This is a genomic window from Thauera aminoaromatica S2, assembly GCF_000310185.1.
Lineage (GTDB): Bacteria > Pseudomonadota > Gammaproteobacteria > Burkholderiales > Rhodocyclaceae > Thauera > Thauera aminoaromatica.
Map to the genome: position 1 here is coordinate 1 of NZ_AMXD01000030.1, position 21,791 is coordinate 21,791.

Consider the following 21,791-nt stretch of genomic DNA (forward strand, 5'->3'; position numbering starts at 1 on the left):
GCCCGGGCTGGGTCGCGGGTGTCGCCGGCCTCGCCGCGCCTGCTGCGCTCGCGGGCTTCGCCGCGCCCGGCGGCACGGTGATCGCACTCGCCGGGCGGGGCGGCTGGCTGGGGCTGTTCCGCCTTGGCGACAGCCTGCGCGCGGATGCGCCGATGATCACCCGTCGCCTGGCGGCCGAGGGTGCGGCGCTCGGCCTGCTTTCCGGCGACGCGCAGCCGGTGGTGGATGCGGTCGCCGCCCGGCTGGGAATCCACGACGCGCGCGGTGGCCTGGATCCGCAGGGCAAGCAACAGGCGATCGTCGACATGCAGCGCGACGACAGGGCGGTCGTGGCGATGATCGGCGACGGCGTGAACGACGCCCCGGTACTCGCCCAGGCCCACGTTTCGGTGGCGATGGGCGGCGGTACCGACCTCGCGCGCAACCAGGCCGACATCGTGCTGCTCAACGAGCGCTTCGTCAGCCTTGCCGACGGGATCGTGCTTGCGCGCAGGACCCTGCGCATCATCCGGCAGAACCTGTGGTGGTCGTTCGCCTACAATTTCACCTCGGTGCCGCTCGCCATGGCGGGGCTGGTGACCCCGTGGATGGCCGGCATCGGCATGGCGGCGAGTTCCTTGCTCGTCGTGCTCAACGCGATGCGCCTGCAGCGCGCCACGCGCACCGAGCGCGCAGGCGCGGAGAACTGAGATGGAAAGCCTCTACTTGCTGATTCCGCTGTCGGTCGTGCTGGTCTTCGTCATCGGGGTGTTGTTCTGGTGGTCGCTGCGCAGCGGCCAGTACGACGACCTCGAGGGTCCGGCCTACCGGCTGCTGATGGACGACCGCGAACAACTCCCGGGGGACGGGCAGGAGCGGGATGCAGACCCGTCCGGCGAGGTGGCTGCGAATGGGGTTTCCGATCGCCGTACCGGCTCCGCGGGTGAGCAATCGAGGTTTCGTTGACCTGCGTCAACTGCTGTCTCATGTAACGGTGGAAAATATCGGCGTTGCGACCGATCGCCTTTCATGACGATGGCGAGCGGTCCGGGGTTTATGTCTCTCTGTTGGGGTTGGGGGTGCGTGCAGACGCACCCTTTTTTTTGCCTCTCGAAAGGCATGCCGAAACCGCTGGATGCCTTGCAGGCATTGGCTTCCAGCCCGCTCGCACGATTGCGCGCCGCGCTCGTTGCTGGGTTTTGGGTTTGTTTTTGGACTAACTCCAATTTCCCCTTCCTTGGCCCCGTCTGCTGCAATACAATATTGACTTGTGTCAAATTGCGTATGTGGTCGTGGCGTATTCTCGCCCGAGTGGTTCGCCGCGGAAGTCTGCTGCGGCGCGACGCAAGCAGGGGTTTTCAAAAACAAAGAGGTGATCCAGATGCAATCGCAAGCGACTTATAACTATAAAGTCGTGCGCCAGTTCGCCATCATGACGGTGGTGTGGGGCATCGTGGGCATGCTCGTCGGCGTGATCGCCGCGGCACAGCTCGTGTGGCCCCAGTTGAACGTGCACGAATTCCTGCATTTCGGCAGGCTCCGTCCGCTGCACACCAACGCGGTGATCTTCGCGTTCGGTGGCTGCGCGTTGTTCGCGACGTCGTACTACGTCGTCCAGCGCACTTGTCACACCAGGCTGTTCGCGCCGGGCCTGGCCGCGTTCACCTTCTGGGGCTGGCAGCTGGTCATCCTGCTTGCCGCGATCACCCTGCCGCTGGGTTACACCACCTCCAAGGAATACGCCGAGCTCGAATGGCCGATCGACATCCTGATCGCGATCGTGTGGGTGTCCTATGCCATCGTGTTCTTCGGCACCATTGCCAGGCGCAAGGTCTCGCACATCTATGTGGCGAACTGGTTCTTCGGCGGCTTCATCCTCACCGTCGCGCTGCTCCACATCGTGAACAGCGCCGCGATCCCCGTCTCGCTGACCAGCATGAAGTCCTATTCGGCCTATGCCGGCGTGCAGGACGCGATGATCCAGTGGTGGTACGGGCACAACGCGGTGGGCTTCTTCCTGACTGCGGGCTTCCTCGGCATGATGTACTACTTCGTGCCCAAGCAGGCCGACCGTCCGGTGTATTCCTATCGCCTGTCGGTGGTGCACTTCTGGGCGCTGATCTTCACCTACATGTGGGCGGGTCCGCACCACCTGCACTACACCGCGCTGCCCGACTGGACCCAGTCCGTGGGCATGGTGTTCTCGCTGATCCTGCTGGCGCCGTCCTGGGGCGGCATGATCAACGGCGTGCTGACCCTGTCGGGCGCCTGGCACAAGCTGCGCACCGACCCGATCCTGAAGTTCCTCATCACCTCGCTGTCCTTCTACGGCATGTCGACCTTCGAAGGCCCGATGATGTCGATCAAGACGGTCAACGCGCTGTCTCACTACACCGACTGGACCGTCGGCCACGTGCACTCCGGCGCGCTCGGCTGGGTGGCGATGATCTCCATCGGCTCGGTGTACTTCCTGCTGCCGCGCCTCTACGGCAAGAGCGAGATGTACAGCGTCAAGCTGATCAACGCCCACTTCTGGATCGCCACCATCGGCATCGTGCTGTACATCGCCTCGATGTGGATCTCTGGTGTGATGCAGGGCCTGATGTGGCGCGCGACCAACCCGGACGGCACGCTGACCTACTCCTTCGTCGAGTCGGTCAAGGCCAGCTACCCGTTCTGGACGATCCGCTTCATCGGCGGCGCGATGTTCCTCGGCGGCATGCTGATCATGTTCTACAACATGGTGAAGACGATCGCCGGCCAGAAGGCCTATGACGCCCCGGTGCTCGCGCCCGCGGCTGCCCACGCCTGATCGGAGAACAACAACATGGCTCAATCGAAACACGAAAAGATCGAACGCAACGTATTCCTCATGATCGTGCTCACGCTGATGACCGTCAGCGTGGGTGGTCTGGTGGAGATCGTGCCGCTGTTCTTCCAGCACTCGACCACCACCGCGATCGACCACAAGGGCAATGCGCTCGACGTCAAGCCGTACGATCCGGTCCGTCTCGTGGGGCGCGACATCTACGTCCGCGAAGGCTGCTACAACTGCCACTCGCAGATGATCCGTCCGTTCCGCGCCGAGACCGAGCGCTACGGCCACTATTCGGTCGCCGGCGAGTACATCTACGACCACCCGTTCCAGTGGGGCTCCAAACGCACCGGTCCGGACCTCGCCCGCGTCGGTGGCCGCTACTCCGACGAATGGCAGCGTGTGCACCTGCTCAATCCTCGCGACGTCGTGCCCGAGTCGAACATGCCAGCCTTCCCCTGGCTCGATCGCCCGGTCAGGGCGGCGGACATCCAGGACCGCATGCGCGCGCTCAACAAGGTCGGTCTGCACAAGTACAGCGACGAGGAGATCGCCGCCGCGCCGGCCGCGCTCGAGGGCAAGACCGAACTCGACGCCGTCGTGGCCTACCTCCAGGGGTTGGGCACCGCGATTTCGCACTTCAGGTAAGGAAGCACTCGCGCCGTGGATATCAACGATTTCCGTAGCCTGATCACCGTGCTTGGGCTGCTCTGCTTCCTGGGTATCTGTGCCTGGGCGTACAGCAAGCAGGCGAAGGCCGGTTTCGACGAGGCGGCGCGTCTGCCCCTGAGCGACGACGACCTACCGGCCCCGCGCGGCCGGCAAGACCAAGAGGGAAAAACAAATGGCTGACTTCATCAGCGGTTTCTGGAACATGTATGTGATGGTCCTCGTGGCCCTCTCCATCCTGTTCTGTGTGTTCGTGCTGGCGTCGAACATGACCAAGCGCGAGAAAGGGCCGGTGCAATTGCATGGCCATGTGTGGGATGAAACGCTTGCGGAGTACAACAACCCCCTGCCGCGGTGGTGGATGTACCTGTTCTGGATCACCATCGTGTTCGCGGTGGTTTACCTGGCGATCTATCCCGGCTTTGGCCGCAGCAACCAGAGCCGCGGTCAGTGGGCGCAGTACGATGCGGAGATGCAGGCCGCCCAGGAGCGTTTCGGTCCCGTGTTCGCCAAGTATCGCGAGATGGACGTGATGGCGGTCGCCGCCGATCCCGAAGCCAACGCGATGGGCAAGCGCCTGTTCCTGACCTACTGCCAGCAGTGCCACGGCGCGGCGGCGCAGGGTGCGAAGAGCTTCCCCAACCTGACCGACAGCGAGTGGCTGTGGGGCGGTGCGCCGGAAAACATCAAGGAGACCATCACGAACGGGCGTAACGGCGTGATGCCTCCGTTCGGTCCCGCGCTCGGCGCCGACGGTGTCAAGGATGTCGCCAACTACGTGCGTTCGATGAACGGCCTCGCCCACGACTCCGTGCGCGCGCAGCGCGGCAAGGAAGCCTTCGAGTCCAACTGCGTGGCTTGCCACGGTGCGGATGCCAAGGGCAACCCGATGCTCGGCGCGCCCAACCTGACCGACAACCGCTGGCTGTACGGCTCGTCCGAGGCGGTGATCATCGAGACCGTCACCAACGGCCGCAACAACAAGATGCCCGCCTTCGGTGCCTTCCTCGGCGAGGACAAGGTGCACCTGCTCGCCGCCTACGTGCTGAGCCTGAGCAAGAAGTAAGCGTCACCCGCAGTAGCTGCAGCAGCATCGCATCCCCGGGAGGAAGGGGCCCTCCCGGGGTTCTCGATAACAACAAGAACAAGAATTCATCGGTAACAAGGCCATGAAAAGCGCATCCCCCGAGCCGCAGAAGGCGGCAAGACCCTCCAACCCCGAGTCCTCCCAGGACACGCTCTACGCGGCACGCAAGAAGCTCTACGTGCGCTCCGTCACCGGCCTGTTCGCCAACTGGCGGTGGGCGTTGGTGTGGATCACCCAGATCTTGTTCTACGGTCTGCCCTGGCTGAGCTGGAACGACCGCCAGGCCGTGCTTTTCCATCTGACCGAACGCAAGTTCTACATCTTCGGCTGGGTCTTCTGGCCGCAGGACGTGTTCTTTCTCGCGATCCTGTTGATCATCTCGGCCTACGCCCTGTTCTTCTTCACCGCGATCGCGGGCCGCCTGTGGTGCGGATATGCCTGCCCGCAGACGGTGTATACCGAGATCTTCATGTGGATCGAGGAGAAGATCGAGGGCGACCATACCCGCCGCCAGAAGCTCGACCGCGCGCCGATGAGCTCCGGCAAGGCGTTGCGCCGCGCCGTCAAGTTCCTCGTCTGGGGCATCGTCGCGCTGTGGACCGGCTTCACCTTCGTGGCCTATTTCTCCCCGCTCGACGAATTGCTGGCCTCCTTCAACGGCCTCACCTTCGGGCCCTGGGAAACGTTCTGGATCCTGTTCTACGCCGGCTTCACCTACCTCTTCGCCGGCGTGCTGCGCGAGCAGGTGTGCAAGTACATGTGCCCGTACGCGCGCTTCCAGGCGGTGATGTTCGACCCCGACACCCTGGTGATCACCTACGACGAGGCACGTGGCGAGCCGCGCGGAACGCGCAAGAAGGGCATCGATCCGCGCTCCGTGTCCAAGGGCGACTGCATCGACTGCGGCATCTGCGTGCAGGTTTGCCCGACCGGGATCGACATCCGCGATGGCCTGCAGTACGAATGCATCGGCTGTGCCGCCTGCATCGACGCCTGCGACCAGGTCATGGACAAGATGAACTACCCGCGCGGCCTGATCCGCTACTCGACCGAGAACGCGATGAAGCGCAATTGGGGCTCCAAGGAGATCCTCGCGCACGTGTTCCGGCCGCGCACGCTGATCTACGGCACCATCCTGGCCGCGATCTGCGCTGCCTTCGTGTGGGGCCTGGCTGCGCGCGAACCGCTGCGCGTCGACGTGCTGCGCGACCGCTCCTCGCTCGGACAGGAGATCGAGGGTGGCCTGATCGAGAACGTGTACCAGCTCCAGGTCATGAACATGACCGAGTCGCCGCGTGCGTTCAGCATCGGCGTCTCCGGCCTGAACGGAATCCGCATCAAGGGTCCGCAGCGGGTCGAGGTCGCGCCGGCCGGCGTGCAGTCGGTCACCGTACAGGTGCACGTCCCCTACGACGAAGGCAAGCCGGGGGCCAACACGATTTTCTTCGACGTCGCTGCGGAGGATGATCCCGCCTTGACGCTCAAGGAAGAGTCCACTTTCCTGGTACCGCGCTGACATGCGAAGCAAGAAGCCCGAAGCCCCGGTCGAGCCCTGGTACCGCCAGGGCTGGCCCTGGTTCCTCATCGCCCTGCCCGCGACCGCGGTGGTCGCCGGCATCGCCACCCTGGTGATCGCCGCGAAGACCTTCGACGGCATGGTGGTCGACGACTACTACAAGGAAGGCCAGGCGATCGTGCAGACCCTCGGCCGCGTCGAGCACGCCCGCGAGCTCGGCTTGCGCGCCGCCTTGCGCATCCGCAGCGACTCGATCCACGTGGAGCTGACGGCTACCGCGCCGGGCAGCCTGCCCGACAGCATCCGCCTGACCGTCGCCCACCCCACGCGGAGTGGCCTCGACCAGGAGCTGCTCGTCCGCGGGCGCTCCGGTGTGTATGAGGCCACGCTCGCACCGCTGAGCACCGGTCGCTGGTTGTTCGTGATACAAGACGAGGCCCGAAGCTGGAGAATGGACGGGTCCGCTTACCTCCCTGCAGAGATGGAGATCCGGATGGATCCGAATGTCTGAGTTTCTTGCAAAGGGAGAAGCACCATGGCCTGGGAATTGTTGTTCAAGAGCGATATCGGTCTGCTGAGCCTCTTCACCATCGTCTTCATTCTGGTGATGGCCGTCTACCTTTACCGCTTCGCCCGCCGCCATATGGCGGAGGACGAGCAGAAGGCCCGTAGCGCCCGCTCATGAGCGATCCGCACCGCGGATGAAAACGGCCCGCACGAGCGGGCCGCATGCTTTGGGGGGGCCGCGCGCGGGGCCGATGCCGGTGTCAGCGGTAGACCAGAACCGGCGTCTTGCTGTGGGTCAGCACCTTTTGCGTCTCGGAGCCGAGCAGCAGGCCTGCGATGCCGCGACGGCCGTGCGAGGCCATGAAGATGAGGTCGCAGCCATGGCGGTCGGCGGCGTCGATGATCGCCTCGTAGGGCACCTCATTGACCGCGGTGTCGCTGTCGCAGGCCACGCCCGCCGCTTCCGCCGCACCGCGCGCCTTTGAAAGGATCGCCTCGGCTTCGGATGCAGCCGATTTCGCGAACTGCTCGGGCGTGGTCGGATCGATCAGCGCGCCCTCGCCGTAGATCGGCATCGGGAAGTCCGGCTGCGAATAGAAGAAGGTGATGCGCGCGCCGGTCTCCTTCGCGAAGGAGACGGCACGGGCGACCGTGCTGTCCGAGAGTGCCGAGCCGTCGGTCGGTACCAGGATGTGCTTGAACATGACGTACGCTCCCTGTGGTGTGTCGTGCTTCGATTATAGCGAGCGGATGGGGTCCGCCATGATTGATCATGATCAAGCCGTCGAGCGATCACGAAGGGCACAGTGGGAACCCCTGAAAGATCGGCGAGGCCAGCGATGATGCTCACCTTCCTTGGCGCTGCGGGCGAGGTCACCGGCTCCTGCCTGCGGGTCGATCACGAGCGCGGTGCATTTCTGGTGGATTGCGGCCTTTTCCAGGGCGGGCGCGAAGCCGACCGCAAGAACCGCGACGCCCTCGATTTCGAGCTGCGCGACATCGATTTCGTGCTCCTCACCCACGCCCATCTCGATCACTCCGGCCTGCTGCCGCGCCTCGTGGCACTGGGATATCGAGGGCGCATCTTCGCCACCACGGCCACTGTCGATCTGCTCGGCGTGATGTTGATGGATTCCGCCCATATCCAGGAGAAGGAGGCCGAGTGGGCGCTGCGCGACACGCGCTCGCGCAAGATGGCACGCCGGGCGGAGGTGGCCCCGCTCTACACCGTGGAGCAGGCGCGTACCAGTCTGGGCCGTTTCGTCCCCACCGACTACGACGACTGGATCGAGCCCGGCCCGGGCGTGCGCTGCCGCTTCCGTGACGCCGGGCACATCCTCGGTTCGGCGATCCTCGAGATCGACGTCGGCGAGCGCGGCCACACCCGCCGGCTGGTCGCCTCGGGCGACATTGGCCAGCCGATGCGCCCGGTGCTGCGGGACCCGGTGCGGATCGCCCGGGCCGACTACCTGTGCGTCGAGTCGACCTACGGCAACCGCGCCCACCGCTCCTTCGCCGCCACCTGCGACGAGCTCGCGCTCGCCTTGCGGCGCACGCTCGAGGTCGATGGCGGCAACGTGATCATCCCGGCGTTCGCGGTCGGGCGTACCCAGGAAGTGCTGTTCGTGCTCGCCGACCTGGTGCGCGCCGGACGCATCGCCCGGCTCGACGTCGTGGTCGACTCGCCGATGGCCTCTGCGGTCACCGCGCTCACCGTGCGCCACACCGCCCTCTGGGACGATGAGACGCGTGCGCTCTACGCCTGGGCCGAGGCCAACTCGGGACGCTTCCGTGTGCGGTTCGTGCAGGACGTCGAGGAATCGAAGGCGCTCAATGCGGTGCCGGGCGGGCTGGTCGTGATCTCGGCAAGCGGCATGTGCGATGCCGGTCGGATCAAGCACCACCTGCGCCACAACCTCGGCCGGCGCGAGTGCGCAGTGGTCATCGCAGGCTTCCAGGCTGCCGGCACGCTCGGCCGCCGGCTGGTCGACGGTGCGCACCAGGTCACCCTGTTCGGCGAACGTATCCCGGTACGTGCGCGCATCCATACCATCGGCGGGCTCTCCGCCCACGCCGACCAGCCCGCACTCCTCGACTGGCTGCGCGGCTTCGGCGAAGCGCCGCGGCGCACCTTCGTGGCGCACGGCGAGCCGGCCGCCTCCGCCGCCTTCGTCGAGGCGGTCGAGCGCGAACTGGGCTGGAGCAGGGTCGAGGCGGCGCGGCCCGGCGTGCCGGTCGTGCTCGAGTGAGCGTCCGCGCGCAAGCGGACCGGGAGGGCGGCGAGGGCCGCTCAGGCGTTGTAGCGCGACAGCCGTACCGGATCGTGCAGACTCACACGCTTGCCCTGCACGGTGATCAGACCGGCGTCGCTGAGGTCGTGGAAGATGCGCGACAGGGTCTCGGGCGTCAGGTTGAGGCGCGAGGCGATCACCTGCTTGCTCGTCGGCAGCGCGATCTCGCAGGGTGCGTCGTTGTCGGCCACCTGCAGCAGGTAGCCGATCACGCGCTGGGTGCTCGAGCGCAAGGAGTAGGTCTCCACGTCCTGGATCAGCCCGTGCAGGCGGATCGCCATGCCGGCGAGCAGCTTGCGCGCGAAGGTGGAGTCCTGGTCGATGAGTTCGCTCACCACCGCCTGGCCGACGTGCACCAGCACGGTCTCGCTCAGGGCCTCGGCGAAGACCGGGTAGGGGTGGTTCATGAACATCACGGCCTCGCCGAAGCTCTGCATCGGGCCGATGATCTCGACCACCTTCTCGGTGCCTTGCGAGGACGAGAAGGCGAGCTTGACCTGGCCGGAGACCACGAAGTAAAAGCCGTGCGGCAAGTCGCCGCGCTGGAACAGCACTTCGCCGCGGGCGACCTGGCGCTCGCGGGTGTAGCGCGCGACCAGCTGGATGTCCGCCTCCGACAGTTCGCTGAACAGCGGGATGCGGCGCAGCAGGGAGGGGATGTCGAGCGGGGTCGTGTTGGGCATCTGGAACTCTCCGTCTGGGGACGCAATTTCAATTCGGCCGGTTGTCGAGCGGCGCCCTGACCGGCTTTCGTTAGGATCGTGGATGTACTACCTGATCAAGAACCTGCATGTGACCTGCGTCGTGCTGAGCGCCGCCGGCTTCCTGCTGCGCGGCACCTGGATGCTCACCGGCAACGCCCTGCTGCAGCACCGCCTGACGCGGCTCCTGCCGCACCTCGTCGACAGCACGCTGCTGCTGTCTGCGATCACGCTGGCGGTAATGATCGGGCAATACCCCTTCAGCGCCGGCTGGGTCACGGCGAAGGTGATCGGCCTGCTCGCCTACATCCTGCTCGGCACGTTGGCGCTCAAGCGCGGACGTACCCGTGGCGTGCGGCTCGCCGCCTTCGCCGGCGCGATCCTGGTCTATGCGTGGATCGTGTCGGTGGCGCTGAGCAAGAACGTCGCCGGCTACCTCGCCTGAGCCGTCGAGCCCCGGGTCGTCCCGGCCACGGCGTGCTCAGCGCGCGCCGTGCTGGTGCTGGATCAGGCGCTTGAGGCCGGCGAGGTCGAGCAGGTGTACGTGCTTCTGCTGCACCGCGATCAGCCCGTCCTCCTGGAAGCGCGAGAAGGCGCGCGACACCGTCTCGAGCTTGAGTCCGAGGTAGGAGCCGATCTCCTCGCGCGTCATGCGCAGGTTGAACTCGCTCGGCGAGAAACCGCGCGCCGTGAAGCGCTGCGACATGTTCAGCAGGAAGGCGGCCAGGCGCTCTTCGGCGCGCATCGAGCCGAGCAGCATCATCACGCCGTGATCGCGCACGATCTCGCGGCTCATGACCTTGTGGAACTGAAGTTGCAAGCCCTCGATCTCATGCGACATCTGCTCGAGCTTGTCGTAGGCGATCACGCACACCTCGCTGTCCTCGAGCGCCACCGCGTTGCAGCTGTGGGCCTCGGTGCTGATGCCGTCGAGACCGAGGATCTCGCCGGTCATCTGGAAGCCGGTCACCTGTTCGCGACCGTCCTCGAGCAGCACGTCGGTCTTGAACGAGCCCGCGCGGATCGCGTAGATCGCCTCGAAAGAGTCACCGGCGCGGTAGAGATTGTGCTGGCGCTTGACCTTGCGGCGCGCGCCCACCAGTTCGTCGAGCCGGCTCAGCTCACGATCGGACATTCCGAAGGGGAGGCACAACTCGACGAGGTTGCACTGCGAACAGGCCGATTTGAGCCCATCCACGGTAATTGGCACGCTAGCCCTCATCTGCACGATAATCCTGCTTTCCTGACATTAGAGACGCCTGCGCTGGAGTGGCGGGATTGCTAATCACACCCGTTGACCCAAGTCAACCAACATTACGGAGGCTTCTGCCATTGTTCGGCAGACAGCCCGCCAGCAAGATCATGAAAAGCCAGACCGACCTCATCTTCGACCCGCAACTGATCCGCAAATTCGACATCAACGGGCCGCGCTACACGTCCTATCCCACGGCGGACCGCTTCGTCGAAGCCTTCAATGCAGAGGCGCTGCGGGCCTGGCTGGCCAAGCGGGCGGTGGGCGGCGTAAGCAAACCGCTCTCATTATACTTCCACATCCCCTTCTGCAACACGATCTGCTACTACTGCGCCTGCAACAAGATCATTACCAAGGATCATGGGCGCTCGGCCAAGTACCTGAAATATCTCGCGAAAGAAATCGAGATGCAGGCCGCTTGCCTGGAGGGGAGCCGCCAGGTCACCCAGCTCCACCTCGGCGGGGGCACGCCGACCTTTTTGTCGCACGACGAGATGCGCGAGCTCATGGCGGCGGTGCGCGAGCACTTCACGCTGGTGCCCAACGGCGAATACTCGATCGAGGTCGACCCGCGCAAGGTCGATTTCGACACCGTGAAGCTGCTCGCCGAGCTCGGCTTCAACCGCATGAGCGTGGGCGTGCAGGATTTCGCCGAGGACGTGCAGCAGGCGGTCAATCGTATCCAGAGCTTCGACGAGACCAAGCTGGTCATCGACGCCGCGCGCGCCAACGGCTTCAAATCGGTGAGCATGGACCTGATCTACGGCCTGCCCCGGCAGAACCCGACCAGCTTCGACCGCACGCTCGACCAGGTGCTGGAGATCTCGCCCGACCGCATCTCGCTGTACAGCTACGCTCACCTGCCGGGCCTGTTCAAGCCGCAGCGCCGCATCAACAGCGGCGACATGCCCACGGCCGACACCAAGCTCGCGCTACTGCAGCTCGGCATCCGCCGGCTCACCGAGGCGGGCTACGTGTATATCGGCATGGACCACTTCGCCAAGCCCGACGACGAGCTCACCATCGCCCAGCGCCAGGGCCGCCTGCACCGCAACTTCCAGGGCTATTCCACCCACGCCGAATGCGACCTGCTCGCCTTCGGGGTGTCGGCGATCGGCAAGATCGGTCCGGTGTACGCGCAGAACGTGAAGACGCTCGACGAGTACTACGACGCGCTCGACCGCGACGAGCTGCCGGTGCTGCGCGGCATCGAGCTCACCGCCGACGACCTGCTGCGGCGCGCGATCATCCAGGCGCTGATGTGCCACTTCGAGCTCTCGATGCAGTCGATCGAGATCGCCTACCTGGTCAACTTCCGCGAGTACTTCGCCGAGGAACTCGCCGATCTGCAGGAAATGGAGAAGGCCGGGCTGGTCAAGATCGACGGCGACTGGATCAGCGTGCAGCCCGGCGGCCGCCTGCTGGTGCGCGGCATCGCGATGGTGTTCGACCGCTACCTGCGCGCCGACCGCGAGCGCCAGCGCTACTCGCGGGTGATCTGAACGCCGCACGGATTGCGCACCGCAGCGTAGAATGAGGGCCTCGCATTTCCCGCGGGGCCCTTTTCTTCTTCATGCCCGAAACCGGTTATCTCGCCGTCTTCCTGATCGGCCTGCTCGGCGGCACCCACTGCGTGTCGATGTGCGGCGGCATCGTCGGCGCGCTCAGCATGCAGGTGCAGGTGCCCGGCAGCCGGCCGCAGTGGCCGCTGCACCTGGCCTACAACCTCGGGCGCATCGGCACCTACACCTTGCTCGGTGCCGGTGTCGGCCTGCTCGGCTCGGTCGGCCTGCTCTACGAGGGCATGCTGCCGGTGCAGATGACGCTGTACGTGCTCGCCAACCTGATGCTGGTGGCGCTCGGGCTCTACCTCACCGGCTTCACCCGACTGCTCGCGCCCATCGAGCGCGTCGGTCACCTGCTGTGGCGGCGCATCCAGCCCGCCACCCGGCGCTTCCTGCCGGCGCGCTCGGTCGGGCAGGCGCTGCCGCTCGGCATGCTGTGGGGCTTCATCCCCTGCGGGCTCACCTATTCCATCCTCGCCACTGCGCTCGTCACCGGATCGGGTGCGCGCGGTGCCGGCCTGATGCTGGCCTTCGGGCTGGGCACGCTGCCCAACCTGCTGCTGGCAGGCATGCTCTTCAAACGCTTCCGCGACATCACCCGCCACCCCAGGGTGCGCCTGGCCTCCGGGCTCCTCGTGCTCGGCTTCGGCCTGTTCGGGCTGTACCACGCCCCCTCGCTCGGTGGCGACCTGTGGCGCGGCGTGGTGTGCGTGACCTGACGGTGCGACGGCACGCCCCTTTCAACCCATCGGGAGTCCTGGATAAATGAACGAAACGACGATCAAGGTCGAAGGCATGAGCTGCGGCGGCTGCGTGAAGAACGTCACCGGCGTGCTGAAGGCGCTGCCCGGCGTGGAGGACGTGCGGGTGTCGCTGGAAGGCGCATCCGCCACCGTGCGCCACGATCCGGCCAAGGTGTCGATCGACGCGTTGCGCGCCGCGGTCGAGGGCGCGGGCTTCGATTCCCCGGCCTGATCGGCAGCCTTCGCCGGGGGCATCGTCGCAGTGCAAGACATTGTGGTTTCCCCCTATAATCCGCGCACAATTTTTCCACGGGAGGGATGTATGGGCTTCGAACAGGTCAGCGCCGGCAAGGACGTGCCGAACGACATCAACGTCATCATCGAGATCTCCGCCCAGGGCGATCCGATCAAGTTCGAGGTGGACAAGGACAGCGGCGCCGTCTTCGTCGACCGCTTCATGGGCACCTCGATGCGCTACCCGCTGAACTACGGCTACGTCCCGCACACCATCGCCGGCGATGGCGATCCGGTCGACGTGCTGGTCGTGACCCCGTTCCCGCTGCAGCCGGGCGTGGTCATCCGCTGCCGTCCGGTCGGCGTGCTGAAGATGGAAGACGACGGCGGTGTCGACGCCAAGGTCGTTGCCGTGCCGGTGTCGAAACTGACCCCGCTGTACGACAAGGTGCAGACCACCGACGACCTGCCCGAGCTGCTGATGAAGCAGACGGTGCATTTCTTCGAGCATTACAAGGACCTCGAGCCCGGCAAATGGGTCAAGGTCCTGGGCTGGGGCACGGTCGAGGATGCCAAGGCCGAGATCGTGAACGGCTTGGCGGCTGCCAAGAAGTAATCCCGGGAACGCACGTTTCCGGATGACCCGGGGCCCACGCATGCGTGGGCCCCGGCCGTTTACGGCGCGGCTGACGTGACACTGACGGGATTGGCAGTGCCTTGTCGGCCATGGGGGCTGATGTGGCAGCCGAGTCGCGGGGCAGGGGCCGGGTTCGCGGCCTGCGCTTCTCCTACAGCGGCTGCCACCTGCGAGGTCTCGTGCAGGAGTGGCGCAAGCCGCGAATGCGGCGGTGATCCGGGGGGCGCCCGCGTCGGTCCCTGCGTGGCCCTGTTCGCGGCTTGCGCCGCTCCTACGGAAACCGGCGTGCCCCGGGCGCGGGATAGAGGCGCGCCGTCAGACGTGCCCCCAGGAGGCCGAGCGGAGACGCCCACACGCGCCGTGACCTGGCATCGTGCTTGCTATCGTCATCGGAGGGTCGCGTCCTGGCAGGGCGCGTGCGAATGACGAAAACGGGGGATCCATGCTTGCGCTGCTGATGAAGATCAACAAGAACCTGATCCTCGCCATCCCGATGGCGATGGTGCTCGGCTTCGGCTTCGGGCTGCTCGCGCCGGTCGGCTGGCTGAAGTCGCTGATCGTGCCGCTGACCTTCCTGATGGTCTATCCGATGATGGTCAACCTGAAGCTCTCCAAGGTCCTCGAAGGCGGCGACCTCAAGGCGCAGGCGCTCGCGCAGGCGATCAATTTCGCCCTCATCCCCTTCGTCGCTTACGCGCTCGGCAAGGCCTTCTTCCCCGAGCAGCCGGCCTACGCGCTCGGCCTGCTGCTCGCCGCGCTGCTGCCCACCAGCGGCATGACGATCTCGTGGACCGGCTTTGCCAAGGGCAACCTCGGTGCCGCGGTCAAGATGACGGTGCTCGGGCTCATCCTCGGCGCGCTCGCCACGCCGCTTTACGTGCGCTGGCTGATGGGCGCCGAGGTGCCGGTCGATATGGGCGCGGTGTTCATGCAGATCCTCGTCATCGTCTTCCTGCCCATGCTGGCGGGGCACTACACGCAGAAATGGCTGCTCGCGCGCCACGGCCAGGCCGCATACCAGAAAGAGTGGGGGCCGCGCTTCCCGCCCTTTTCCACGCTGGGCGTGCTCGGCATCGTCTTCGTCGCGCTCGCCCTCAAGGCGAAGGACCTCGTGGCCCAGCCGGGCGAACTGATCGTGGTGCTGATACCGCTGCTGTGCCTGTATGCGATCAACTACGTGGTGAGTACCGTGGTGGCGCGTAGCCTGCTGCCCCGCGGCGACGCGATCGCGCTGGTGTTCGGCACGGTCATGCGCAACCTGTCGATCGCGCTCGCGCTGGCGATGAACGTGTTCGGCGCCTCGAGCTCGGGTGCGGCGCTGGTGATCGCGCTCGCCTACATCCTGCAGGTGCAGTCCGCGGCCTGGTATGTGAAGCTCACCGATCGCTTCTTCGGCCCCGCCGCATCCGCGAAGGCGGGGGGCTGAGCGGCGGCGCGGACGGAGCGATCGCGTCTCCGACCGCGTTTCCATGCTCCACGCGGCGACGGGTGGGTCGCCGGCATCTCCGACGCGCGAACACGGTTTGCGCCAAACGACCGCCTCAGCCCGCGACTCAGCCCGGAATTCTCGCCACGTGCAGCAGGTTGGTGCTGCCGCGTTGGCCGAAGGGCAGGCCGGCGATCACCACCACCGCGTCGCCGGCGCAGCCGAAGCCCAGGGTCGACGCCGCGCGTGCGGCGTGCTCGACCATCTCGGCGACGTCATGCACCTCCTCGAAGGGCACCGCATGCACGCCCCACACCAGCGCCAGCCGGCGTGCGGTGGCTGGCTGCGGCGTCAGCGCCAGGATGGGCGCCACCGGACGCTCGCGGCTCGCGCGCAGGGCGCTGAAGCCCGAGCTGGTGTAGGCCACCGTGGCCGCCGGTTCGAGCAGGCCGGCGACGCGGCGCAGCGCGCAGCAGATCGCGTCCGGGGTGTTCGCCGCGGCCGCCGTGTGGCTGGCTTCCAGTCCGGCGCGCCAGGCGGGGTCGCGCTCCACCTCGCAGACGATGCCGTGCATGATGGCCACCGCCTCCACCGGGTACTGGCCCGAGGCCGACTCGGCCGACAGCATCACCGCGTCGGCGCCGTCGTAGATCGCGGTGGCCACGTCCGAGGCCTCGGCGCGGGTGGGCACAGGCGAGGAGATCATCGACTCCAGCATCTGCGTCGCCACCACCACCGGACGGCCGGCTGCGCGTGCGGCCCGCACGATGCGGCGCTGCAGCACCGGCACCTGCTGCGGTGGCAGCTCCACGCCGAGGTCGCCGCGCGCGACCATGACGCCGTCGGCGAGCGCGATGATCGCGTCGAGCGCGTCGATCGCCGCCGGCTTCTCGAGCTTGGCCATGATCCAGGCGCGGTCGCCGATGAGTTCGCGCGCCTCGCGCAGATCCTCGGGGCGCTGCACGAAGGACAGCGCCACCCAGTCCACGCCCAGCGCCAGGCCGAAGTCGAGGTCGGCGCGGTCCTTGGCGGTGAGCGGCGAGATCGGCAGCACCACGCCGGGCACGTTCACGCCCTTGCGGTCGGACAGCGTCCCGCCCACCAGCACGGTGGTGTCGGCGAAGTCGGCGCCGCAGGCGTCCACCCGCAGGCGCAGCTTGCCGTCGTCGAGCAGCAGCTCGGTGCCGGCCTCCAGCGCGGCGAAGATCTCGGGGTGGGGCAGGTTGGCGCGCTTGGCGTCGCCGGCCGTGGGGTCGAGGTCGAGGCGGAAGCGTGCGCCGGGCACCAGGGCGACCTTGCCCTCGGCGAAGCGGCCGACGCGCAGCTTGGGCCCCTGCAGGTCCATCAGCACGCCGATCGGGCGGCCGATCTCGGCCTCGACCGCGCGGATCAGGCGGTAGCGTTCGGCGTGGTCCTCGTGGCTGCCGTGGCTGAAGTTGAGCCGGAACACGTCCGCCCCGGCCTCGGCCAGGGCGCGGATGCGTTCGCGGGTGGAGCTCGCCGGCCCGAGGGTGGCGAGGATGCGGGCGCTGCGTTCGCGTTTCATGTCGGGTCCTCGGCGGTTCAGGCGGCGGATCGGGGGTGGGGGAGGGCGTGTGCGAGCAGGGCGTCGACCCCGGCGCGGGCGACGCGGGCGTCCTCGCCGGCCTTCACGCCGGAGACGCCCACCGCACCGAGCACGCGGCCATCGACCACCACCGGCTCGCCGCCTTCGAGCGGCACCACCGGCATCGCCAGCGCGGCGAAGCGGCCGTTGTTGACCATGTCCTCGAAGGCCTTGCTCGGCTTGCCGCTGAGCACGCAGGTGCGCGCCTTCTCGGGGGCGACGATGGCGCTCATCAGGGGTGCGCCGTCCATGCGCTGCAGCCACAGGGCGTGGCCGCCCGCATCGCAGATCGCGATGCTGACCGCCCAGCCGTTGGTGCGCGCCTCGGCCTCGGCGGCCGCGGCGGCGACGCGGGCGTCGGCCAGGGTGAGTGCGTGGGTGGGGATCATCTGCGGTCTCCGTCTTTCCATCGTTCTTGTGGGGTGGGCGAAGGGCGCGCTCAGCGCTCGCCGAGGTCGGTGAAGCGGATCCACTGCGCGCCCTTCCACAGCACCGTGCGGCCCATCTCGTGGAGCTGTTCGGCGCCCTCGACCACGGACAGGAAGTGGTTGCCGGCGAGCTGGCCCATCTTGCTGGCGAAGCAGCTGCTGCCGTAGGCGAAGAGGATCTCGGTCTCCGAGAGGCCGCCCGGGTAGAGCAGGATGTCGCCGCGCGAGGGGTGGCTGGTGTGGTTCTCGAACCCCAGGCCGGTGTCGAACTCGCCGAGCGGCACCCACACCGCCTCGCCGCTCCAGCGCGAGTGGATCACCTGGTTGGAGAAGGGCAGCAGCTCGAGGAAGGCGGCGCAGGTCTTGGGTGCGGCAGCCTCCTCCATGCGGGCGACGAAGCGGAAGGGGCCGACGTCGATGGCGAGATGGCGCATGGCGTCCTCCTTACTGGCCGATCTCGAAGTTGGCCATCTTCTCCAGCGCGCGCACCATCGCCGAGTGGTCCCACTTCGCGCCGCCGTGCGCGCTGCAGGCGTTGAAGAGCTCCTGCGCGGTGGCGGTGTTGGGCAGCGACACGCCGAGCTGGCGCGCGGTGGTCAGCGCGAGGTTGAGGTCCTTCTGGTGCAGCTCGATGCGGAAGCCGGGGTCGAAGGTGCGCTTGACCATGCGCTCGCCGTGCACCTCGAGGATGCGCGAGTTGGCGAAGCCGCCCATCAGCGCCTGGCGCACCTTGGCCGGATCGGCGCCGGCCTTGGCGGCGAGCAGCAGGGCCTCGCCCACCGCCTCGATGTTGAGCGCGACGATGATCTGGTTGGCGACCTTGGTGATCTGGCCGTCGCCGTTGCCGCCGACCAGGGTGATGTTCTTGCCCATCAGATCGAAGATCGGCTTCACCTTGTCGAAGGCGGCCTGGCTGCCGCCGACCATGATGGTGAGCGTCGCCGCCTTGGCGCCGACCTCGCCGCCCGAGACCGGGGCGTCGAGGTATTCGCAGCCGAGCGCGTTGATGCGGGCGGCGAAGTCCTTGGTAGCGACCGGAGAGATCGAGCTCATGTCGACCACGATCCTGCCCTTCGACAGGCCGGCGGCGACGCCTCCGGGGCTGAAGAGCACGTCCTCGACGTGCGGGGTGTCGGGCACCATGGTGATGACGATGTCGGCCTGGCGCGCGACCTCGGCGCCGCTCGCGCAGGGGCGGGCGCCGGCCTCGACGAGCACGGCCGGGGTGTCGCCGCGGGTGTGGGTGAAGACGGTGTGGCCGCCCTTGATCAGGTTGCCTGCCATGGGGGTGCCCATGATGCCGAGGCCGATGAATCCGATGTTTGCCATGTTGTTGTCTCCTGGATGTGCTTGAAGCGGTGTCGTTTCGTGTAGGAGCGCCGCAAGGCGCGAATGCAGCGGGTCGGTCTGCGAGCCGCTCGTCGCAGACCGACGGCCCGTTCGCGGCTTGCGCCGCTCCTACGGCGCTTTCGCAAGACCGTGTCGGTCCGTGTAGGAGCGCCGCAAGGCGCGAAGGTCGCTCAGCCGGCGAGCGCCCGGATCCAGCCCAGTCCTTCGCGGGTGCCGGCGGCGGGCTTGTATTCGCAGCCGATCCAGCCCTCGTAGCCGAGCTGGTCGATGAAGCGGAACAGCCAGGCGTAGTTGATCTCGCCGCTGCCCGGCTCGTGGCGGCCCGGGGTGTCGGCGATCTGCATGTGGGCGATCTTCGGCAGGTGCTTCGCGATGGTGTTGGCGAGCTCACCCTCCATGCGCTGCATGTGGTAAAGGTCGTGCTGCAGCCACAGGTTGGGCGAGCCGATCTCCTCGATCAGCGCGATCGCCTGTGCCGTGCGGTTGAGGTAGAAGCCCGGGATGTCGAAGGTGTTGATCGGCTCGACCAGCAGGCGGATGCCGGCTTCCTCCAGCCTGGCGGCGGCGAAGCGCAGGTTGGCGACCAAGGTCGCGTGCACCTTGTCGGCCTCCACGCCGGCCGGCGCGATGCCGGCGAGGCAGTTGAGCTGCTTGCAGCCGAGCGCGGTGGCGTATTCGATCGCGCGTCCGACGCCGTCCTGGAACTCGCCGACACGGTCAGGATGGCAGGCGATGCCGCGCTCCCCACCCTCCCAGTCGCCCGCCGGCAGGTTGTGCAGCACCTGCACGAGGCCGTGCCTGGCCAGGCGTTCGGCGAGCGCGTCCTTGTCGAAGGCGTAGGGGAAGAGGAACTCCACGCCCTTGAAGCCGGCTTCGGCCGCCGCCTGGAAGCGGTCGAGGAAGGGCACTTCGTTGAAGAGCATGGTCAGGTTGGCGTTGAACTTGGGCATTGCTTCGTCTCCGGTTGTCGGTTGCGGACGGGGCGGCCTGCCTGTGCCGTGACGGCCCCGTCCTCGGGGCGGTGCGTTCAGTCGAGCATCGAGATCGCGGTCGGGGCGTCCTCGCCACGTTCGGCGAGTTCCTCGAACTCGTTGATGGCGTCGATCTCGGTCCCCATGGCGATGTTGGTCACGCGTTCGAGGATGATCTCGACCACCACCGGCACGCGGAATTCTTCCATCCACTGCTTCGCCTGTGCGAAGGCGGGCTGGATCTCTTCCGGCGTGCGCACGCGGATCGCCTTGCAGCCCAGGCCCTCGACCACGCCGACGTGATCGACGCCGTAGCCTTCGGTCTCCGGGGCGTTGATGTTCTCGAACGCGAGCTGCACGCAGAAATCCATGTCGAAGCCGCGCTGCGACTGGCGGATCAGGCCGAGGTAGGCATTGTTCACCAGCACGTGGAGGTAGGGCAGCTTGAACTGCGCGCCCACCGCCAGCTCCTCGATCATGAACTGGAAGTCGTAGTCGCCGGAGATCGCCACCACCTTGCGACCCGGGTCGGCCGCGCACACCCCCAGCGCCGCGGGGATGGTCCAGCCGAGCGGGCCGGCCTGGCCGCAGTTGATCCAGTGGCGCGGCTTGTACACATGCAGGAACTGCGCGGCGGCGATCTGCGACAGGCCGATCGTGCTGACGTAGCAGGCGTCCTTGCCGAAGGCGAGGTTCATCTCCTCATACACCCGCTGGGGCTTCATCGGCACTTGGTCGAAGTGCGTCTTGCGCTGCAGCGTGCGCTTGCGCTGCTGGCACTCGGCGACCCAGGCACCGCGATCGGGCAGGGTGCCTGCGGCCTTCATCCCGTGCGCCACCTCGAGCAGGCGGTCGAGCGCCGCGCCCGCATCGGAGACGATGCCGTAGTCCGGGCCGAACACGCGGCCGATCTGGGTGGGCTCGATGTCCACATGCACGAACTTGCGTCCCCTGGTGTACACCTCCACCGAGCCGGTGTGGCGGTTGGCCCAGCGGTTGCCGATGCCGAACACGAAGTCCGATGCCAGCATGGTGGCGTTGCCGTAGCGGTGCGAGGTCTGCAGACCCGCCATGCCGGCCATCAGCGGGTGGTCGTCGGGGATCGCGCCCCAGCCCATCAGGGTCGGGATCACCGGCACGCCGACGAGCTCGGCGAATTCCTGCAATCTGTCTGCGGCGTCGGCGTTGATCACGCCGCCGCCGGCGACGATCAGCGGGCGCTCGGCGGCATTCAGCATGGCCATCGCCTTCTCGGCCTGGGCGCGGGTGGCGGCGGGCTTGTAGGCGCCGAGCGATTCGTAGGTGTCGATGTCGAACTCGATCTCGGCCATCTGCACGTCGAAGGGCAGGTCGATCAGCACCGGGCCGGGACGGCCGGAGCGCATGAGGTGGAAGGCCTGCTGGAACACGCGCGGCACCAGCGCCGGCTCGCGCACGGTCACCGCCCACTTGGTCACCGGCTTGGCGATGGACTCGATGTCGACGGCCTGGAAGTCCTCCTTGTGGAGGCGCGCGCGCGGCGCCTGCCCGGTGATGCACAGGATGGGGACGGAGTCGGCCGAGGCCGAATACAGGCCGGTGATCATGTCCGTGCCGGCCGGGCCCGAGGTACCGATGCACACGCCGATGTTGCCCGGGTTGGCGCGGGTGTAGCCTTCGGCCATGTGCGAGGCGCCCTCGACGTGGCGACCGAGGATGTGCCTGAAGCCGCCGTCCTTCTTCATCGCCGAGTACAGCGGGTTGATCGCGGCGCCGGGCACGCCGAACACGGTGCTCACGCCTTCCTTGCGCATCACCGCGGCGGCGGCGTCGACTGCTCTCATGCGGGCCATCTTCTGTCTCCTTGGGGTGGATGTCCTTGAAACCGATGGACGCAGCATACGGAGCGGGAAGGGCGGCTTGAATTGGGCTGGCAGTCGGTTCTGTAGATACTTAAAGTATCGAGTTGCAGGTTTGATGGCTTCCTCGGGCCGATATCCACGCCCGCTTATGTGCAGTATCGGTACTGGAAATA

The 21,791-nt window shown here is 66.9% G+C and carries 25 protein-coding genes; 16 read left to right on the forward strand and 9 right to left on the reverse strand.

Going from position 1 to position 21,791, the window contains the following annotated elements; translation table 11 throughout:
* The 9 genes from C665_RS06800 to C665_RS20150 all read left to right on the forward strand — a co-directional run.
* The coding region (locus C665_RS06800) for an HAD-IC family P-type ATPase (RefSeq protein ID WP_004303742.1) at positions 1 to 689 on the forward strand (689 nt) is incomplete at its 5' end.
* 1 nt (position 690) lies between these two features.
* A complete protein-coding gene (gene ccoS, locus C665_RS06805) occupies positions 691 to 945 on the forward strand; it encodes a cbb3-type cytochrome oxidase assembly protein CcoS (protein ID WP_004303744.1) in 255 nt (84 codons plus the stop codon).
* Between the two features lie 415 nt (positions 946 to 1,360).
* Positions 1,361 to 2,791, forward strand: coding sequence for a cytochrome-c oxidase, cbb3-type subunit I (gene ccoN, locus C665_RS06810; protein ID WP_004303745.1), 1,431 nt, complete (start codon positions 1,361 to 1,363; stop codon positions 2,789 to 2,791).
* A 15-nt stretch (positions 2,792 to 2,806) separates the two neighbouring features.
* Positions 2,807 to 3,442, forward strand: coding sequence for a cytochrome-c oxidase, cbb3-type subunit II (gene ccoO, locus C665_RS06815; protein ID WP_004303747.1), 636 nt, complete (start codon positions 2,807 to 2,809; stop codon positions 3,440 to 3,442).
* A 15-nt stretch (positions 3,443 to 3,457) separates the two neighbouring features.
* A complete protein-coding gene (locus C665_RS06820) occupies positions 3,458 to 3,646 on the forward strand; it encodes a CcoQ/FixQ family Cbb3-type cytochrome c oxidase assembly chaperone (RefSeq protein ID WP_004303748.1) in 189 nt (62 codons plus the stop codon).
* Positions 3,639 to 4,529, forward strand: a complete 891-nt coding sequence (gene ccoP, locus C665_RS06825; protein WP_004303750.1) for a cytochrome-c oxidase, cbb3-type subunit III — start codon at positions 3,639 to 3,641, stop codon at positions 4,527 to 4,529. Before C665_RS06820 ends, ccoP begins: the two co-directional genes overlap by 8 nt.
* Positions 4,530 to 4,632: 103 nt before the next feature.
* Positions 4,633 to 6,066, forward strand: a complete 1,434-nt coding sequence (ccoG, locus tag C665_RS06830) for a cytochrome c oxidase accessory protein CcoG (RefSeq protein ID WP_004303752.1) — start codon at positions 4,633 to 4,635, stop codon at positions 6,064 to 6,066.
* 1 nt (position 6,067) lies between these two features.
* On the forward strand, positions 6,068 to 6,577 hold the full coding sequence (locus C665_RS06835) for a FixH family protein (protein ID WP_004303753.1): 510 nt from the start codon (positions 6,068 to 6,070) through the stop codon (positions 6,575 to 6,577).
* 24 nt (positions 6,578 to 6,601) lie between these two features.
* Positions 6,602 to 6,751: a DUF3149 domain-containing protein gene (locus C665_RS20150; RefSeq protein WP_004303755.1), complete on the forward strand. Its 150-nt coding sequence runs from the start codon at positions 6,602 to 6,604 to the stop codon at positions 6,749 to 6,751.
* An 82-nt stretch (positions 6,752 to 6,833) separates the two neighbouring features.
* On the opposite strand, the gene C665_RS06840 is transcribed toward C665_RS20150, so the two are convergent.
* Positions 6,834 to 7,277, reverse strand: a complete 444-nt coding sequence (locus tag C665_RS06840) for a universal stress protein (RefSeq protein ID WP_004303756.1) — start codon at positions 7,275 to 7,277, stop codon at positions 6,834 to 6,836.
* 135 nt (positions 7,278 to 7,412) lie between these two features.
* On the opposite strand from C665_RS06840, the gene C665_RS06845 reads away from it, so the two are divergent.
* Complete coding sequence (locus C665_RS06845) at positions 7,413 to 8,822, forward strand: MBL fold metallo-hydrolase RNA specificity domain-containing protein (protein WP_004303757.1); 1,410 nt, start codon at positions 7,413 to 7,415, stop codon at positions 8,820 to 8,822.
* Between the two features lie 41 nt (positions 8,823 to 8,863).
* Here C665_RS06845 and C665_RS06850 read toward each other — a convergent pair whose 3' ends face one another.
* Positions 8,864 to 9,547 carry a Crp/Fnr family transcriptional regulator gene (locus C665_RS06850; RefSeq protein ID WP_004303758.1) on the reverse strand — a complete coding sequence of 228 codons (684 nt, stop codon included), beginning with the start codon at positions 9,545 to 9,547 and terminating at the stop codon, positions 8,864 to 8,866.
* Positions 9,548 to 9,629: 82 nt separating this feature from the next.
* Here C665_RS06850 and C665_RS06855 point away from each other — a divergent pair, with 82 nt between their 5' ends.
* Positions 9,630 to 10,010, forward strand: coding sequence for a SirB2 family protein (locus tag C665_RS06855; protein ID WP_004303759.1), 381 nt, complete (start codon positions 9,630 to 9,632; stop codon positions 10,008 to 10,010).
* A 36-nt stretch (positions 10,011 to 10,046) separates the two neighbouring features.
* Here the strand turns inward: C665_RS06855 and fnr are convergent, their stop codons facing one another.
* Positions 10,047 to 10,787 carry a fumarate/nitrate reduction transcriptional regulator Fnr gene (fnr, locus tag C665_RS06860; protein WP_012584949.1) on the reverse strand — a complete coding sequence of 247 codons (741 nt, stop codon included), beginning with the start codon at positions 10,785 to 10,787 and terminating at the stop codon, positions 10,047 to 10,049.
* 140 nt (positions 10,788 to 10,927) lie between these two features.
* On the opposite strand from fnr, the gene hemN reads away from it, so the two are divergent.
* The 5 genes from hemN (at position 10,928) to C665_RS06885 (ending at position 15,422) form a co-directional block, all read left to right on the forward strand.
* On the forward strand, positions 10,928 to 12,319 hold the full coding sequence (gene hemN, locus C665_RS06865; protein ID WP_040828717.1) for an oxygen-independent coproporphyrinogen III oxidase: 1,392 nt from the start codon (positions 10,928 to 10,930) through the stop codon (positions 12,317 to 12,319).
* 71 nt (positions 12,320 to 12,390) lie between these two features.
* The gene (locus C665_RS06870; RefSeq protein WP_004303762.1) at positions 12,391 to 13,101 is read left to right on the forward strand and encodes a sulfite exporter TauE/SafE family protein; all 711 of its coding nucleotides are present in this window, start codon (positions 12,391 to 12,393) and stop codon (positions 13,099 to 13,101) included.
* A gap of 46 nt (positions 13,102 to 13,147) precedes the next feature.
* On the forward strand, positions 13,148 to 13,357 hold the full coding sequence (locus C665_RS06875) for a heavy-metal-associated domain-containing protein (RefSeq protein ID WP_004303763.1): 210 nt from the start codon (positions 13,148 to 13,150) through the stop codon (positions 13,355 to 13,357).
* 90 nt (positions 13,358 to 13,447) lie between these two features.
* Positions 13,448 to 13,975, forward strand: coding sequence for an inorganic diphosphatase (ppa, locus tag C665_RS06880; RefSeq protein ID WP_004303764.1), 528 nt, complete (start codon positions 13,448 to 13,450; stop codon positions 13,973 to 13,975).
* Positions 13,976 to 14,438: 463 nt separating this feature from the next.
* Positions 14,439 to 15,422 (forward strand): arsenic resistance protein, encoded by a 984-nt coding sequence (locus C665_RS06885; protein ID WP_004303767.1) that lies wholly within the window; start codon positions 14,439 to 14,441, stop codon positions 15,420 to 15,422.
* Between the two features lie 127 nt (positions 15,423 to 15,549).
* On the opposite strand, the gene pyk is transcribed toward C665_RS06885, so the two are convergent.
* From pyk to gcl, 6 genes are all read right to left on the reverse strand, one after another.
* A complete protein-coding gene (gene pyk / locus C665_RS06890) occupies positions 15,550 to 16,968 on the reverse strand; it encodes a pyruvate kinase (RefSeq protein WP_004303769.1) in 1,419 nt (472 codons plus the stop codon).
* A 17-nt stretch (positions 16,969 to 16,985) separates the two neighbouring features.
* On the reverse strand, positions 16,986 to 17,417 hold the full coding sequence (locus C665_RS06895; RefSeq protein ID WP_004303771.1) for a GlcG/HbpS family heme-binding protein: 432 nt from the start codon (positions 17,415 to 17,417) through the stop codon (positions 16,986 to 16,988).
* 50 nt (positions 17,418 to 17,467) lie between these two features.
* Complete coding sequence (locus tag C665_RS06900) at positions 17,468 to 17,890, reverse strand: DUF3830 family protein (protein WP_004303772.1); 423 nt, start codon at positions 17,888 to 17,890, stop codon at positions 17,468 to 17,470.
* Positions 17,891 to 17,900: 10 nt separating this feature from the next.
* Positions 17,901 to 18,785: a 2-hydroxy-3-oxopropionate reductase gene (locus tag C665_RS06905; protein WP_004303774.1), complete on the reverse strand. Its 885-nt coding sequence runs from the start codon at positions 18,783 to 18,785 to the stop codon at positions 17,901 to 17,903.
* A 191-nt stretch (positions 18,786 to 18,976) separates the two neighbouring features.
* Positions 18,977 to 19,756, reverse strand: coding sequence for a hydroxypyruvate isomerase (hyi, locus tag C665_RS06910; protein WP_004303776.1), 780 nt, complete (start codon positions 19,754 to 19,756; stop codon positions 18,977 to 18,979).
* Between the two features lie 77 nt (positions 19,757 to 19,833).
* On the reverse strand, positions 19,834 to 21,609 hold the full coding sequence (gene gcl / locus C665_RS06915; protein WP_004303778.1) for a glyoxylate carboligase: 1,776 nt from the start codon (positions 21,607 to 21,609) through the stop codon (positions 19,834 to 19,836).
* Positions 21,610 to 21,791: the final 182 nt, after the last annotated feature.